A 15,723-nucleotide genomic window follows, 5' to 3' on the forward strand; every position below is an offset into this window, starting at 1 on the left:
GGACGCGGATACCATTATCCGCGTCTTTTTTTATAGGTATCGTTTGCCGATAATCTGTTTCACTCGTCCCCATGCACGCTGATAGTAGGGGGAGGGTTTTTGCAGTAAAGCCCGCAACGGAACGATGCGGTAAGCGATTCGGCCTTTTCGCGAAAACCGTTGTGTATAGGTAGGGACCACAGAGATCTGTGTGAGCTCAGCTTGTCTGCCGTCCTCTTTCTCGATGGTCAAAAAAAGAATCGCCCCGCATTGCGATTGTTGGATATTCAGCATCGGCTCGGAGGAGAAATTACCCAGTGAATAGGCAACAGCCGTTTTCCGAAGCTGGTTGTTTTTCTGGCGGATCATAGGGGTGACGACAGGCTGCAGAACATGGGGATGAGCACCGAGTACGATGTCGGCTCCGCGGTCCAGAAGGGCCTGCACGAGTATCCGTTGCCTTAGTGTCGGAGTGTAACGGAATTCAATCCCAAAATGCAGCGAGACGATCAATACATCGACGAGCGGCCTAAGCTTGAGGATGTCGGCTTCCATACGATTTCGATGGAGGAGATTGACCATCCAGGGTGCATCGGCTGGTATCTTTTGCTTGTTCGTTCCGTAGGTATACGCCAGGACCCCGATACGAATCCCTTTCACCAGCTTGATATAGGGAAGCTGAGCCTCCAGCTTGTTGCGATAGGTGCCGGTATGATCGAGCTGGTATTGGTCCAGCACATCCAAGGTTCGCGCAAGGCCCTTGGGCCCGCCATCCAGACAGTGATTATTGGCCGTCGTTAAAAGCTGAAAGCCAGCCTGTTTCAAATCGCGGGCTAGCTCATCCGGACAGTTGAACCGGGGATAGCCGGCGCGAAAGGAGCCGATCTGATAGGGCTGCTTGGTCCCTGAAAATGTCGTTTCCAGATTGCCGATGGTAAAATCGGCACGCTTCAACAGCCCGGCGACAGGGGCGAACTGTTCGGCGAAGGAAAATTGGCGGGTGCCCGGGATTTGAGCTGCAGCAATCTGACTTTTCCACATCAGGATGTCACCGACCGCGGCAATGGTCACCTTTTTTTTCATCAGCCTCACCTCTCTTCCTACTCTATGCATCCTGTCGTCCACCGGAATGGAACAGAAGTGGAGACAGCGACTAGATGACGGTCTATACAGGCTGTCTACTCCCTTCATACTATGAGGGAGAATTTGGTGTGGACTCGAATAAAGGAGAGGCTGCTTTTGAAAAAAATAGGGAGAAAAGAGATAGCCAAGCTGCCCACCAAGCCGCTCATTCTGCGCATTCCGGTCATCGCGGTTACCGGCAGTGCAGGGAAAACGACGACGAAGGAAATGATTGCAGCGATTTTGGGGCGCACTCGGCGAGTGTACAAATCGATGTTCAACAAAAACTTCCTAGGCAATACGAGAGCGCATGCACGACGAATCAAGAAGGAGCATCAGGCAGCGGTTCTGGAGTTTGGCATGCTGCGAAGAGGGCATATCATGAAGCATTGTCAAATCATCAAGCCTTCCTATGGTGTGATCACGAATATTGGGACAGCCCATATCGGCAATGTCGGCGGTACCAAACAAGGAATCGCGTTGGCCAAATCGGAATTGATTCGTCACATGCAGCCAAATGGGAAGGTCTTTCTGAACATGGATTGTGCGTACTCGCGCATGCTTTGCAAGCAGCCGTATACAGGCAAATTTACCGGCACGTTTATCACTGTAGGGCTGCAGCAGGAAGCGGACTATCGTGCGACCAATTTCAGCCAGTCGGAAGAAGGCACATCTTTTACTTGTGAGCTAAAAGGCGAAGAGCACTCATTTTTCATTCCCGTATTGGGCGAGCATAATATCTACAATGCGCTGTTTGCCATCGCGGTCGCGGATTCTCTCGGTTTGAAGCCCGCGGTGATCCAAGAAGGCTTGCGCTGTTTCCGTCCGCAAAAAAAGCGCCTGACCCATTATCGGACGGTTCGCAACGTGCATATTCTCGACGATTCGTACAGCTCCAATCCCAATGCCGCCAAAGCTGCCATCGATGCACTGTGCCAGGTGGCCAGAGGTACAAAAGTCGCTGTTCTTGCCAGCATGCTGGAGATGGGCAATTACGAACAAAAGGGGCATGAAGATGTCGGGCGGTATTTGAGCCAAAAGCAGGTTGACTACGTCTACACCCTGGGCAAAAGCGCAAGGTATATCGCGCGTGGGGCGATTCAGGCAGGCTTCCCTCCAGAACGCGTTGTCCACTGTATCAGCAAAAGACAGCTTCATCGAATGCTGATGAAGCGCTTGAGACCGAATACGTATTTTCTCGTAAAGGGCTCGCGAAAATTGCGAATGGGAGAGACCGTCTTGTTTTTATATCGCGAGGCTACGAAGAGCATCGCAAAGCAGGAAGTGTAAGCGAGCAAGGAAGACTCTTGCCCGAAGAGCGGGCAAGAGTTTTTCCTATTTTATGCGTGTCGTTCTCTAGGGCTATAGACACCTGACTATGTAATCATTTCAGCTATTGGGAAAATTTACAGCCTTAACCTGTTTTGTTTTTTCCAGTAGACTGGTTCCGTACCCAATTCGTTGGGAAATTCACAACTTGGAGGGAAGCACATTGACGAAACGAGATTGGCTACAAAAATCCACTGTTGCTGTCTTGCTTAGCACATCTTTTCTGATGTTTGCAGAAGGTGGACAGGCTGTTTCGCATGCGGCGCAGACCCAAACCGAAGCGCAAGGGGCACAAGTAGCAGCCATCGCCCAGTCGCTGAAAGGAAAACCGTATCAATACGGGGCGGTTGGTCCACAAGCTTTTGGCTCAGCAGGTTTTGCAACCTACATATACAAGAAGATTGGTATGAATATAGAAGATACCATTGCCAAGCTGAACAAGGCGGGCAAGAAAGTATCTGTGCAAGACGTACAAGCTGGTGATTTGCTCTTTTTCTCTTCTACAGGCAAAGGATCTGCTTCTTTCATGGGGGTCTACATCGGCGACGGTCAATACATGTACGCATCCCAGGGAGAAAAGAAAGTCGTAGTAAAAAATTTGAGCGATTATTCCAAAAAGTTGCTGAGTGTGCGCCGCATTCTACCGGATGAAACAGGCTCTGTCACACCGCCAAACACCGCGGAACCGGATCAAAATCTGGGGAAGGACTTGGGCAACAAGGTCGTAGCAGCAGGGATGAAGTACCTGGGAACTCCATACGAATACGGCTCGACTCGTTCGAACAAAAAGACCATGGATTGCTCTGAATTCACCATGTGGGCCTATCTGGATGGAGCAGGCATCGATATGGGGCGGGGGGGAGCGAAATCCCAAGCCAACTATGTAAAAGCCCATGGAACGATGACTACGGACATCAACAAGCTGAAAAAGGGTGATCTGGTCTTTGTCATGAAGTACAAGGGCTGGAAGGAGTCCGATTACAAAGGGATTGACGTATCCAAGCAAAGCATCAACCACGTTGCGATCTACCTCGGAGACAACAAGCTGCTGCATACGTATTCCAAGGAATCCGGAGGAGTGCGGATCACCGATTTTAAAGGGACCCATTGGGAGTATCGTTTTATCAGCGGGGGACGTCCCTATTAAAACAACTACGAGAGGCGGATGCATGACGGACAAATGCGGAAAAATGGGTGAATGACCGCGGGCAAACGCACATGCCAGTTCCGCGTTTGCTGCATCTCCTATAGGGAGACTTGTAGGAGGTGAAGGTCATGTCGTATATGTTTCCCCCTGGGTCGCCAGGAGGCTTTCCACCAGGATCGTCAGGCTTTCCACCAGGATCGTCAGGTTTTCCGCCAGGTTCGTCAGGCTTTCCCCCGCCGCCAGGGCCACCCCCATTCAGAGCACCAAGCTCGCCTGGCAGGCAGGGGAGAGGGGGGCCGCGCCAAATTTTCCCCTGGAGTTTTCAAGCCTGCCTGTTTCGCTTTACGTTCATCTGGCTCCGTAACGGACGCTCGTTTTGGTTCTATCCCATAAGGATTGGCCGCAACACCGTGCTCGGTTATCGCTGGCGCAATAATCGCTGGGAATTTTATGATCTGGTTGTTGCCCGTGTTGCGTTTTTTACCTGCTGAACCAAAAGAATCATACAATTCCCTATCAAAATGGAAAAAGGCGCATGCTCCCCGATGGTCCGATGGAGCTGCGCCTGTTTTTTTCTGTATTTGATTATTGTACGGTAATGGAGAAATCCTTGTGATCGTGAATGCTTCCAGCTTCGACATGAACCTTGACGGTATAAGCACCGGACGCGGGGAATGTAAGCTTCGTACCATATTGACCAGGATGGGTTTCGGAAGCATCCTGAAACGCGTGTTTTTCTTCTCCGTCCTTCCAGTATTCGAAGCGTACAGTCGCGTTTGGCAGGACATCATCCCCGTTCATGATGTGGACACCGAGCCAAGTCTCTCCCGATGCGCGAATTTCTGTTGCCGGCATAAAATGCATCTCGACCTGTCCACCCTCTGATGCTTCTGTTCCGTGTTCGTGCGAAGCGCCGTGTTCAGGGGAGGACGCAGTCTCTTTGTTTTGGCTCTGCTGTTCAGCAGGTGTTGGTTGATCGACTTCTCCCGTTTCTCCTTTTACTGTGAAGGGGATCTTTTTCATCGTGTGAAAATCCCTAGCGGTGACGTGGTAGTAGACAAAGTACGATCCCGGCTGGGAAATGGTCTGTTTGGCAATGTAGAGGCCATCTTTTTGGAAGGTGGCGGGCAGCATTTCATGCGGCTCTTGTCCTTCTCTCCACCACTCAAATTTCACTTCGCTCGCATCGTCCACTGGTTTGCCATCCTGTGTCACCGTAACAGCAAACGTGACGGTATCACCCACAGCAGGCTCGCTTGGTTCCATCGTAAAGGCGGCTTCTACCGGCGAGCCGGGCATAAATGCCTCTTGGTTGTCATTGCCGCATGCAGCCACCGCGACGAGCAAAAGCAGGCAGGGAAGCACGCGCATAAAGCGTATGATAGTCATGTTCCGATCATTACCCTTTCTGTTTCAAGTTGATCAGTTCTTCGTAGATTTCATCCGGGTCGAAGTCTTCTCCCATACCAAACTTGCGTAGAACGACGTTGTTCTCGTCGACCAAGTAGGTGCTGGTGGTATGGGAAATAAACCCGTCTTCGGTCTGGTTGGCGAAGAACCCAAGTGAGCGTGTCACGGTTTTGATCGTTTCTTCATCGCCGCGCAGAATGACCCAGCCTTGCGGATCGATTCCGATATTTTGGGCGTACTTTCGCAATACCTCAGGAGTATCATTGACTGGATCGATCGTAACGGTCAAAAACTCGATTCCATTCCCCATCAGATTTTCTTCCATCAGCCGTTTCTGCAATTGCACCATCCGAACCGTGGTAGTCGGGCAAACGTCTGGACAACGCGTGTAGATCAATTCGACAAGACGAAGATTCTTTTTTTCATTCGTCAGCGGAAAAGCGCTCCCGTCCAAAGCCTCCAGCGAAATATCAGGAAGAGCGGCCTGAACGTTTTTGGGCTGTCCGAAAAACCAGGACGACAGCAGGATCAGGAAGACGAGGATCGGCAAGAAAATGAGCAGTCTCCGAATCCGTAACGCAGTAGTTGAAGCAGCGGTCATGCTAGGACTCCTCTCCCTCCCCAAGCATTAAGAATGGGGGAGCAGTTGATCATCTGGTTGGTCGCGTTCTTTGCGGTACCAGGTCGTAAAGATATAAGCAAGCATCACGCCATAGGTCATCTCTTGCATCAGCTTCATGATGATTCCGCCGAGACGTTGATCCTCCAACGGGTCCATGGTAAAGGCGAACATCGACTTGTCGATCGGTGCCGAGAAGAACGGTGCGCAAAGCATCGTTGGACCATTCAAGTAGGTGTCGTACAACGGAGCGCCAGCAAACATGATCAGGGCACATGCCGGAGTGATCAATACTCCGTTGGCAAAAATATACGCCAGTTTTTGCAGATGCGACAGACGATGAATTTCCGGAACAGGAGCCATCACCGGCATCCACATGAAGAAAGCTGCGATCAACAAGATCAAGTGAATGGAGTTGTGAATCGCCAGATTGTTCATCGACAGGTCGAGAATGAAGGGCATATGATAGAAAGAAAACAGAGCATTAAACAAGATCACGCCTGGCAGGGGGTGCGTAAAAACACGCAGAATTCCTCTGATTACGCGAAAGCTTGCCAGATAACGGATCAGGTAAGCAGGTGTTCCAGCCAAGATGAACAAGGGCATTACCAGATAAAGCAGAGACTGCTGCAGCATATGGGCGCTGAACAAAAAATGGCCGCTTACATTTAACGGACTGCCCAGGCTGAAGTAAAAGAGCAGAAGCCCGATTGTAAACAGGATCTTATGTCTTGGCTTCGCTGGCTCATTGTCCGGAAAGGTATGACGCAAGGGACCAATAAAGGAGAAGTATGCCACACCGATCAATACGGTCAGTACGATCAGTTCAGGGTTCCACGTCCCGCGAAAGCCAAATGTTTCGGTCAAATAGGTGAGATTCATAGGTACTACCTCCGTTTTCCGATGATGTTCCCCATCCTCTATTATAGGCATGAAAAGGGAAGAAGCCTAATGACTAATTTGGGCTATTTCGTGGAGAAAAGAGGGATTGTTCACACATCTGTCACGCCGTATTCACAATAGCAGCCTCCCATCTATGAAAGTGGGAGGCCGGCTGTTTGTTTAGGAGCCTTGCTGTTGTTCTTCAAACCATTTCTTCCAAGTGGCAGCATCTTGTTCGCCAACCTGACGGGACACTTCTTTGCCATCTTTGTAATGGACCAGCGTCGGGGTGTACTCGATATGATACTCATCCCAACTGGAAGGAAACTCCAGGAGATTATGTTTTTTCATGTCAATTTTCATTTCTTCGGCAATCGGCACGAGGACTGGCGTGGTAGCCATGCAGTGCTCGCATGTCGGGCTGAAGTAATAGACGTAAAGCTCTTCTTTTTTGTCCATCTTGTCTTTCAGTTCATCTGGCAAGATGAGATTGCCGTACAGTGGATCGTCCAGTTGTGCCAGTGTGGCCGGATGAAGGGTTTCCTTGCCGTACGGATTGCCTGCTGCTTTCTCACGATTGGAGATGTCTGAGTACACGATGGCACCGATCAATAGCGCCGCTACGACGATAGCGAGAATAATAACTTTTTTCAAGGTCTAGTTCTCCTTTCGATGTCTCATCATCAGCACTTGCAGGATGCTGATCAGAATAAATGCAATCAGAGCCAAAAACGGAATCGTGATAAATCCAAACCAGTTAATATAATCGGTATTGCAAGGAACGATTCCGCATGCGTCCCCCATTTCATGCAGGAATGGAACCTTCTGTATCAAATAGTGATACAGCGAGATCAGGCCGCCGATGACGGAGAGGATCAGTCCATACTGGGACATCCGGTAGTCTTTTTTAGCGGAAGCAACGCCCAGCAGAATCACGAGAGGGTACATGAAAATCCGCTGGTACCAGCATAACTCGCAAGGTATGTATTTGAGAACCTCCGAAAAAAAGAGACTACCCGAGGTCGCAATCAAGGAGATGACCCAGGAGAGGAACATGCATCGTTCCAACAATTGTTCACGCTTCATATCAACACCTCAGCCATTATTCTATCATAATTACGAATCGAAAGTAGATTGTATAAAGTAACAATTTGTGAAATGAAACGGCTTGTCCGAAACAAAAGGAAAAGCCGCAAGCGAATGAGTCTCCTCATCCGCTATTTTAGGCTTTTTTCGTTTTCTCTTCAGGGTAGGCGAAAGTGAAGACGCTTTGCAGATTTTGGACTGGCGTGAACTGAAACTGCAGGGAGGGCCATTGCAAAAGCAAGACGCCTCTCTGGTAGCCAGCTCCTCCATCAATTCCAACAAGCGCTCCTCTCCTCCAGGGACCTGATCCGGTATAGCCTGGAAGGCGGTTGACAGGCGTATGCCCAAAAACAATCGGAAGGTTTCCGGCATAGTGATCGTAGAAGGGCTGGCGAATCCAGAGCAAATCCTCGGGGCGCTGCTGCGTCAGCGGGAGGTCAGGGCGTATTCCGGCATGGACAAGCAGGACAGAGGGAGCATTCATTCCGGGATTTGCAGGAAGTTCCATATAGAGGGGAAGCGTTGTCAGGGCAGGCAGAAGCTGCGGGTATTGTTCAAGGATCAATAGTCTGGCCTGTTCCTGTTCTTCGGGCGAGGGCATTCGCCCGAGAAAGGCGCGACGCAATGGATGGCGATCCAAAAATGACCGGATGGTGGCATCGCCGCCGTTGAAACGAAGATAGAGCTCGGGATTCCCATTTCGCAGCAGCCAGTCTTCCAACATCTGTTCGTGGTTTCCTTTTAGCAGCATTACCTGGTTCGGATAGGCTTGCCGCAGCTCTAGCAGATGTAGGAACACCTCTTTTGATTTCGGTCCTCTGTCCACCATGTCGCCGACAACATAGAGCTGATCGCCGCGATCCAGGGAAAAGGAGGCGTCTTCGAGTGCTTTGACAAAGGTTTGATACTGACCGTGCAAATCCGAGACGAAATAAGTCGTCATGCACCTCCCCCTTTCCTATGCAAAAGAGATTTCCTTCCATTAGAATATGTATACGGTGTGAGCGAAAAGGAGTGACACGAGATGGACCAATTGAAGGAATGGCTGTATGAGGCCAAGTCAGCCGTTGTTTTTTCAGGTGCGGGCATGTCTACAGAAAGCGGCTTGCCCGATTTTCGTTCGCAAAACGGCTTATGGCAAGGAAAAGATCCGATGCAGTTAGCCAGCACTCAAGCGATGCGCAATCATCGGGAAGCGTTTGTTGACTTTTATCGAAAACGGATCGAGGGGTTATTGGCCTGCGAGCCGCATGCAGGGCATGAATGCTTGGCTGCTTTGGAGCAGGCGGGTAAGGTGAGGGGGATCATCACGCAGAATGTGGATGGATTTCATCATCGCGCGGGCAGCAAAATGGTCGCACAGCTCCATGGCACGCTGGAGACGGTTCACTGTACGCGCTGTGAGCAGGTTTATCCCAGCGCCCGCTACCTGCAGCAGGATGGAACGATTTGCTCCTGTGGAGGTTTCCTTAGACCCTCCGTTGTCCTGTTTGGCGAGTCATTGCCCGCGATGGCGCTGGAACAGGCTCAGGAGTGGAGCGATCAGGCGGATTTGTTTCTCGTCCTGGGATCGTCCTTGACGGTGAGTCCAGCCAATTGGTTCCCTCAGTATGCGAAGGAACGCGGTGCCAGACTGGTGATTGTCAATCAGGAGCCGACACCGCTGGATGCGTGGGCCGATCTTGTCATTTCAGATAAACGAATTGGCGAAGTGCTGGCGGAGGTTTGCCGGCAAATCTAGACCCAAGGCGCCTGCGGACATTTTTCAACCAACTAGAGCTTCCCGCGAAAACATGATACCATTTGCTAGACAAGTCGAAAGAAAAAGGTACAGGAGACAGCCATGCAGATATTATCCGTGGAAAATCTCTCCAAAAGCTATGGAGAGAAACGCTTGTTTGATAACATATCGTTTCATATTGCCGAACAGCAGCGAATCGGTCTGATCGGAGTGAATGGCACAGGCAAATCTTCGCTCTTGAAGATCATCGCTGGCCTGGATGCGCCTGACAGCGGCAAAATCATTCACGCCAACCGATTCGTCGTCGAATACCTGCCTCAGAACCCAAGCTTTGACGAAAACTCGAATGTGCTGGACCAGGTCTTTTACGGGGATTCGCCCTTGATTCAGCTTTTGCGGGATTACGAGATGGCACTGGCGGACCTTCAGGCATCTCCGAATGATGAGAAAAAGCAGGCCCGCGTGCTGGCGCTGCAAGGCCGCATGGACGCGGCTGACGCATGGGAGAGCAATACACAGGCGAAGATGATCTTGACCCAGTTGGGCATCCATGATTTTTCCCAGCCCATTCGCGAGCTCTCTGGAGGTCAGCGCAAACGTGTCGCGATGGCGAGAGCCCTCATACAGCCGGCTGATCTGCTGATTTTAGACGAGCCGACCAACCATATTGACAACGAGACGGTCGAGTGGCTAGAGGAATATCTTTCCCGCTACAAAGGAGCGTTGCTGCTGGTGACGCATGACCGCTACTTTCTGGATCGGGTGACCAACCGCACATTTGAATTGGACCGCGGCCAGCTCTACAGCTACGAGGGCAATTACGCTACCTTCCTGGAGAAAAAGGCAGAGCGCGAGGAAAATGAGGCTGCTGCCGAAAGCAAGCGGCAAAATCTGCTGCGCCGGGAGTTGGCATGGCTCAGACGCGGTGCCAAAGCACGGACGACCAAGCAGAAAGCACGGGTACAACGGGCCGAAGAGTTGCGGGACCGCGCAGTGGAAGGACCTGCAGCGAAGATGGATATGGCTTTGGGAGCCAGTCGGTTGGGCAAAAAGGTGATCGAGATCGAGCATATCAGCAAAACCTACGGGGAGCGAAAATTGGTCGATGACTTCAGCTATATCGTGCTGCCGAAGGATCGCCTCGGAATCATCGGACCCAATGGAAGCGGCAAATCGACTTTGCTCAATATGCTGGCAGGCCGAATCGAACCTGATTCGGGAAAGGTTGAAGTTGGACAGACCGTCAAAATCGCCTACTATACGCAAAATAATGTAGAAATGGACGAGAAGCTGCGCGCCATCGAATACGTGAAGGAAGCGGCAGAGGTGATCCATACGAGTGACGAACAGACGATTACCGCTTCGCAGATGATGGAGCGATTTCTCTTTTCACCGAATATGCAATGGACCCCCATATCTCGACTCTCCGGAGGGGAAAAACGTCGGCTTTACCTGTTGCGCACTTTGATGGGAGAGCCGAATGTCCTCTTCTTGGATGAGCCGACGAATGATTTGGACATTCAAACGCTCAGCATCCTGGAAGATTATCTGAAGCAGTTTCCCGGAGCTGTGATAACAGTCTCTCACGACCGCTACTTCCTGGATCGGACTGTCGAACATCTGATGGCCTTTGAGGGACAAGGGCAAATTCGCCATTTTTACGGCAATTACTCCGAATACCTGGAGACCAGACGGGAGGAGAAAGAAGCAAGTGTTCCTTTAATGGCGGGATCTGCAGCGGAAGGTAAGCCAGCCAAGAGTGAAAATAGTATGGCCAACCGTGGAAATAATCGCACCCGCAAGCTGAGCTACAAGGATCAGAAGGAATGGGACGAGATTGAAGACAAAATTGCCTCATTGGAAGAGCGAAGCCAAAAATTGAAGCAGGAGATCGCGCTCTCGGGTAGTGACTACGGTAAAGTGGAAAAGCTGTACGCAGAAGAACAGCAGGTAGCAGCTGAACTGGAGGCAGCCGTCGAGCGCTGGGCTGAATTGTCTGCTTTAATCGAGGAACTGGAGCAAGGAAAATAAATCTGATGTCAAACAATGTTTATACAGCCAGTAATTGATGCTGTGAACAGCGGCTCCCTTCATGTAGACTAATGGAGATTACACGAGTAGAGGAGTCGCTGTCTTTGCCTGCATACAAACTTGACCCGGAGTGGGTATCGTCCTATCTGATCCTGCAAGAAGAAAAACTAGATCAGGAAATGCCCGAGAAAAAGGAAGAGATCATGAACAAGATCAAGGAATTGACCTTGTCTATCATGTACAAGCAAGCTACAAGGTACATCGTCTACCTGGGATCAGATGAAACCGAAGATTGGGAAGAAACAAACGAAAACTCGATTCATGACAAGACCCGCCTTTTGTAAGAAAGGCGGGCTTTATTTTTGGCGGATGCGTACAGGGGTTCCAATCGGTACAATTTTAGCCAAGGCATTGACATCCTCATTGTACATGCGGATACAGCCATGCGATACGTAGTGGCCAATCGACGAAGGGTTGTTTGTGCCGTGAATTCCATAATGCGGTTTGCTCAATCCGAGCCAATAGGTCCCAAAAACACTGAGCGGACCACCGGGATAAGAATTTGGGTACGGAACCTTGTTGATGATCGTGAAATTTCCTCGTGGGGTCGCAGTCGCGAGCTTGCCCAACGCCACGGGATAGGAACGCACTACGTTGTTGCCATCTAGCAAATCCAGCCTCAGCCGCTCGATCGAAACACGGATGCTGTAGGAAGGCATTTTCTCCACCTCTCGTTCTACCACATCCTATGTCGATTCTGAGCAAGTGACGCTATTTTCATCTGTTATTTTTTAATCCAGATCTGTCGGGCAAAAGGATCGGGATAACCGATGCCGTCGCATGCAAACAAGGTTCTCACCCATACATACGAGCGCAGCGGAATGGAGGGAAAGACGATCGCGACCTGGCCTTCCTCCAGTACAGGCAGATCGAGCGGAGATAGAACCTCGTAAGGAATGCTTTCCTCATCCAGAGCGGATTTGTATCGGTGTGCTTCGCTCCAGCTAACCGGGTAGTAAAATGAACGTTCCATTTTCTGCCAACCCCTTTTTCGTCATTCGCTACTGCTAGTGTAGTCTTTCGGTTTGAGATAAAAAAACCGCAGACTGCTCGGCGAAGACAGATGCATTGCCTGTTGCCAAAAAAATTGCTTTCAGACAAGGTAATAGTAAAACACCTGCTCCATTTTGTGAAGGTCGTTGCGTGTTTTTTCTGAAGAGTTGGGCGATTTACGCATCGCCGTTTTCCATGTAAAGTAAAAGGTGTGAATCGGGGAGGGAATGGGATGAGAAGTACTCACTTGCACTTCGATATGCAGCTTGGCAGAAAAAAGCCGGAAAGTATCCATAATCGAGACACTTCATGCCCATTTTGTGAAAGAAACAGCCTGACCGATGTATTGGAGCAGCGGGACAGCATGATTTGGCTGAAGAATAAATTCCCGGTCTTACAGGATACCGTTCAAACGGTATTGGTTGAATCTGACGAATGCGACGGGGACTGGTCTGTTTACTCCAAAGAGCATGTCCGCAATCTGCTCGCTTTTGGAGTTGAAAAATGGATGGAGATGGAGAGGAGCAAGGAATTTCAATCCGTGCTTTTTTTCAAAAACCATGGTCCTTATTCAGGAGGAAGTATTCGCCATCCGCATATGCAGATTGTTGGTCTTAACCAATATGACTATTTGCAACAGGTGAAGCAATCGGATTTTGAGGGAATTGTCATTGATCGGGAAGATGGGGTTGAGGTAACGCTGTCGACACTGCCCAGAGCCGGCTTTTTTGAATACAATGTGGTGCTGTCAGATCGTGATCGCCTGGGCAGAATGGCAGAGTACCTGCAAATCCTGGCGCACTGGATCTTACATCACGTCAATCCGCGCTTCCAAAGCTACAATTTCTTCTTCTATCAATGGGAGGGAAAGATCGTCACAAAGGTAGTTCCTCGTTTTGTCACCTCTCCCTTGTTCGTGGGGTACTCAATTCCGCAAGTAGCGAACAATCTGGAAGACGTGGTACAGGAGATCAGACGACATTATTTTTGATGGGAGAGGTATGTATGGGATATGAAATCGTAGCCAGGACCCGAATGAGTGAAGAGGAGCTTGAAGCGGTTCTGCAACTCGTCCAGGTGTGCAACGAACATGACGGAATTGATCTTAAGGTGAACCCGGACATGCTGCGGTCCCGTCGCGGAACCGAGACAGAGGACTTTCTCTGCTACCAGGATGACCGGTTGGTTGGATTTCTCGGGCTGTATGTGTTTCATGGAGAGGAAGCGGAAGTAAGCGGGATGGTTCATCCGGATTATCGCAGAAAAGGGATCTTTCGTGCGCTGCAAAATGAGGCAGCCCGCGTGTGCCGAGAGCGAAAGATTCCGCAACACTGTTTCATCGTTCAGCGAGAATCGGGTTCTGGGAAGTCCTTCGCAGAACAACTCGGCGCCGTGTACTCCTTCTCTGAATACTGGATGGATTTGGCACCGGATAAAAAAGCGGTTCTGCCGCCGCCTAGCATCCAGTTGCGGGCAGCAGGACCATCCGACCTCGAAACCTTGATTTGGCTGGATGTCCATGGTTTTCAAATGGAAGAGGAAAAAGTGCGGGAGATGCACCAGCGCATAAACCAAAATGACAGGTCCACAACGTATCTGATCCTCGCAGATCATCAACCGATCGGGAAAATCAGCACGATGGGAATGGACAAGGAAGGATTTATCTATGGCTTTTGCGTTCATCCCGAGCATCAGGGAAAAGGCTACGGACGACAGGCTCTAGCTCAGGCGATAGACATTTTGCTGGAAGAAGGAATGCAGAAAGTCAGCCTGGAGGTAGCCTGCGAAAACAGCAATGCACTCGGTCTGTATGAGTCTTGCGGATTTGTTGTCAAATCTGCCAATGATTACTACAAGCTGACTCTTTGAAAAATGATTTTTTACACTTTCCAAAGAGTTGCAGGTTGGAACCGATAGGGAATTCCATGCTAGGATATAGGGGAAGCTGGAAAGTGTGCGGAGAAAAGGAGTGACAAGGCATGAAATTGCTTTCGATAGAACCAACACCCAGTCCCAATGTAATGAAGTTGAATGTTGACGAGCGTTTGCCGGATGGCGTACAACGTGTCTATACCAAAGAGAAGGCGGAAAACGTACCGGATCTCATGGCGAAGCTTTTAGCCATCGATGGCGTTGTTTCCCTTTTTCATACGGCTGATTTCCTTGCGCTGGAGCGTAAATCCAATGCCGATTGGCAAAAAATCCTGACGCAGGCAAGAGAGATTTTGCATGCGGGCAGCGAGACGGCAGTTCCCGAATTCCAGGGGGAATCCGCTGGTGCTGCATTCGGTGAGGCGCAAGTGTACATTCAGATGTTCCGGGATGTGCCGATGCAGGTAAAAGTCACAATGGGCAACGAGCAAATCCGTGCTGCCCTGCCGGAACGCTTTGGCCAAGCAGCCGTCCGTGCCGGTTCTGCTTCACCCAATCTGCTGATGGAACGAAAATGGGTCGAGCACGGCGTCCGCTACGGCGACTTGCGCGAGATCGGGGAAGAAGTGGCGCAGGAGATCGATGCAGCTTACCCCGTGGAGCGCGTCGAGGAGTTAGTCGAAAGAGCCATGCAGCAGGGAACAGGAGAGGCGCCAGCGCCCATCGTTCGCGAGAAGAAGATCGTGACGTTGGAAATGCTGGATGATCCGGACTGGCAGAAGCGGTATGAGGCGCTGGATCGTATGGAGCCCGGTGAAGAAGACTTGCCTGTTCTGGAAAAAGCCCTCAAGGACCCAAAATCGTCCATTCGCAGACAAGCGGTGGTGTATCTGGGAATGATCGGGACCGACGCGGTTTTTCCGCTGCTGTACCAGGCGCTGGAAGACGATTCTGTCTCCGTGCGTAGAACGGCAGGGGATACCCTGTCGGATCTGGGCGATCCCCGCGCGATAGATGCGATGTGCAAGGCGCTGAAAGATCGCAACAAATTGGTTCGCTGGCGCGCAGCCCGCTTCCTTTTCGAGGTCGGAGATGAGTCAGCGCTCCATGCATTGCGGGAAGCCCAGAATGATCCGGAATTTGAAGTTAGCTTGCAGGTGAAAATGGCAGTCGAGCGGATCGAGAGCGGGGAGGCTGCCAGCGGTACCGTCTGGCAACAAATGACCCGGCGCAACGAGCAAGGATAAAACGGGGGTGAATCAACTCCCGTTTTTTCATATGTGCTGATGGATTGCCTCCCTTTGGAAGGGAATACTAATGGGAAGTTCTGTTTTTCCATAAAGGAAAGATCGCAGTAAATTAGGGAAAAAATGGAACATCAGAGTATAATAATAGACGTAAGTTCAATTATAGTTGACTCTGCTCTGCTGATCCCTTATTCTAAGGATTGGG

Annotated in this window: 18 protein-coding genes; 8 read left to right on the forward strand and 10 right to left on the reverse strand. The window is 50.5% G+C overall.

Translation table 11 applies throughout. The features are described from left to right. Window positions 1-30 precede the first annotated feature (30 nt). Window positions 31-1,062: a CapA family protein gene (locus EDM58_RS01675; protein ID WP_122911778.1), complete on the reverse strand. Its 1,032-nt coding sequence runs from the start codon at window positions 1,060-1,062 to the stop codon at window positions 31-33. A 156-nt stretch (window positions 1,063-1,218) separates the two neighbouring features. Here EDM58_RS01675 and EDM58_RS01680 point away from each other — a divergent pair, with 156 nt between their 5' ends. Further along, entirely contained in the window at window positions 1,219-2,391 is a 1,173-nt protein-coding gene (locus EDM58_RS01680; protein ID WP_246000477.1) for a UDP-N-acetylmuramoyl-tripeptide--D-alanyl-D-alanine ligase, read from the forward strand. Between the two features lie 202 nt (window positions 2,392-2,593). Then, on the forward strand, window positions 2,594-3,577 hold the full coding sequence (locus EDM58_RS01685; protein WP_122911780.1) for a C40 family peptidase: 984 nt from the start codon (window positions 2,594-2,596) through the stop codon (window positions 3,575-3,577). Between the two features lie 126 nt (window positions 3,578-3,703). Here the strand turns inward: EDM58_RS01685 and EDM58_RS26355 are convergent, their stop codons facing one another. The 7 genes from EDM58_RS26355 to EDM58_RS01715 form a co-directional block, all read right to left on the reverse strand. After that, window positions 3,704-3,832, reverse strand: coding sequence for a hypothetical protein (locus EDM58_RS26355; RefSeq protein ID WP_281275075.1), 129 nt, complete (start codon window positions 3,830-3,832; stop codon window positions 3,704-3,706). A gap of 330 nt (window positions 3,833-4,162) precedes the next feature. Continuing rightward, complete coding sequence (locus EDM58_RS01690; protein WP_246000479.1) at window positions 4,163-4,966, reverse strand: FixH family protein; 804 nt, start codon at window positions 4,964-4,966, stop codon at window positions 4,163-4,165. Window positions 4,967-4,976: 10 nt separating this feature from the next. Then, a complete protein-coding gene (locus EDM58_RS01695; RefSeq protein ID WP_122911781.1) occupies window positions 4,977-5,588 on the reverse strand; it encodes an SCO family protein in 612 nt (203 codons plus the stop codon). 27 nt (window positions 5,589-5,615) lie between these two features. Further along, on the reverse strand, window positions 5,616-6,488 hold the full coding sequence (gene ctaG, locus EDM58_RS01700) for a cytochrome c oxidase assembly factor CtaG (RefSeq protein WP_023554849.1): 873 nt from the start codon (window positions 6,486-6,488) through the stop codon (window positions 5,616-5,618). 180 nt (window positions 6,489-6,668) lie between these two features. Then, window positions 6,669-7,142, reverse strand: coding sequence for a thioredoxin family protein (locus EDM58_RS01705; protein ID WP_122911782.1), 474 nt, complete (start codon window positions 7,140-7,142; stop codon window positions 6,669-6,671). A gap of 3 nt (window positions 7,143-7,145) precedes the next feature. Next, the gene (locus tag EDM58_RS01710; RefSeq protein WP_122911783.1) at window positions 7,146-7,574 is read right to left on the reverse strand and encodes a disulfide oxidoreductase; all 429 of its coding nucleotides are present in this window, start codon (window positions 7,572-7,574) and stop codon (window positions 7,146-7,148) included. Window positions 7,575-7,710: 136 nt separating this feature from the next. Then, window positions 7,711-8,517 (reverse strand): metallophosphoesterase family protein, encoded by an 807-nt coding sequence (locus EDM58_RS01715; protein WP_122911784.1) that lies wholly within the window; start codon window positions 8,515-8,517, stop codon window positions 7,711-7,713. Between the two features lie 81 nt (window positions 8,518-8,598). On the opposite strand from EDM58_RS01715, the gene EDM58_RS01720 reads away from it, so the two are divergent. The 3 genes from EDM58_RS01720 to EDM58_RS01730 all read left to right on the forward strand — a co-directional run bounded on the left by EDM58_RS01720 (window position 8,599) and on the right by EDM58_RS01730 (window position 11,690). Beyond that, window positions 8,599-9,315, forward strand: a complete 717-nt coding sequence (locus tag EDM58_RS01720; RefSeq protein WP_122911785.1) for an NAD-dependent deacylase — start codon at window positions 8,599-8,601, stop codon at window positions 9,313-9,315. A 102-nt stretch (window positions 9,316-9,417) separates the two neighbouring features. Next, window positions 9,418-11,346 carry an ABC-F family ATP-binding cassette domain-containing protein gene (locus EDM58_RS01725; RefSeq protein ID WP_122911786.1) on the forward strand — a complete coding sequence of 643 codons (1,929 nt, stop codon included), beginning with the start codon at window positions 9,418-9,420 and terminating at the stop codon, window positions 11,344-11,346. Between the two features lie 104 nt (window positions 11,347-11,450). Beyond that, window positions 11,451-11,690, forward strand: coding sequence for a hypothetical protein (locus EDM58_RS01730; protein WP_122911787.1), 240 nt, complete (start codon window positions 11,451-11,453; stop codon window positions 11,688-11,690). A gap of 12 nt (window positions 11,691-11,702) precedes the next feature. On the opposite strand, the gene EDM58_RS01735 is transcribed toward EDM58_RS01730, so the two are convergent. Beyond that, a complete protein-coding gene (locus tag EDM58_RS01735) occupies window positions 11,703-12,065 on the reverse strand; it encodes a L,D-transpeptidase (RefSeq protein WP_122911788.1) in 363 nt (120 codons plus the stop codon). Window positions 12,066-12,130: 65 nt separating this feature from the next. Then, window positions 12,131-12,379: a hypothetical protein gene (locus tag EDM58_RS01740; RefSeq protein WP_122911789.1), complete on the reverse strand. Its 249-nt coding sequence runs from the start codon at window positions 12,377-12,379 to the stop codon at window positions 12,131-12,133. 252 nt (window positions 12,380-12,631) lie between these two features. On the opposite strand from EDM58_RS01740, the gene EDM58_RS01745 reads away from it, so the two are divergent. The 3 genes from EDM58_RS01745 to EDM58_RS01755 all read left to right on the forward strand — a co-directional run bounded on the left by EDM58_RS01745 (window position 12,632) and on the right by EDM58_RS01755 (window position 15,518). Further along, the gene (locus EDM58_RS01745; protein ID WP_122911790.1) at window positions 12,632-13,390 is read left to right on the forward strand and encodes a DUF4931 domain-containing protein; all 759 of its coding nucleotides are present in this window, start codon (window positions 12,632-12,634) and stop codon (window positions 13,388-13,390) included. 14 nt (window positions 13,391-13,404) lie between these two features. Continuing rightward, the gene (locus EDM58_RS01750) at window positions 13,405-14,268 is read left to right on the forward strand and encodes a GNAT family N-acetyltransferase (protein ID WP_122911791.1); all 864 of its coding nucleotides are present in this window, start codon (window positions 13,405-13,407) and stop codon (window positions 14,266-14,268) included. 110 nt (window positions 14,269-14,378) lie between these two features. Continuing rightward, the gene (locus tag EDM58_RS01755) at window positions 14,379-15,518 is read left to right on the forward strand and encodes a virulence factor (protein WP_122911792.1); all 1,140 of its coding nucleotides are present in this window, start codon (window positions 14,379-14,381) and stop codon (window positions 15,516-15,518) included. The last annotated feature ends 205 nt before the right edge of the window (window positions 15,519-15,723 follow it).

Origin of the sequence: Brevibacillus panacihumi (assembly GCF_003710985.1) — a bacterium.
GTDB lineage: Bacteria > Bacillota > Bacilli > Brevibacillales > Brevibacillaceae > Brevibacillus > Brevibacillus panacihumi.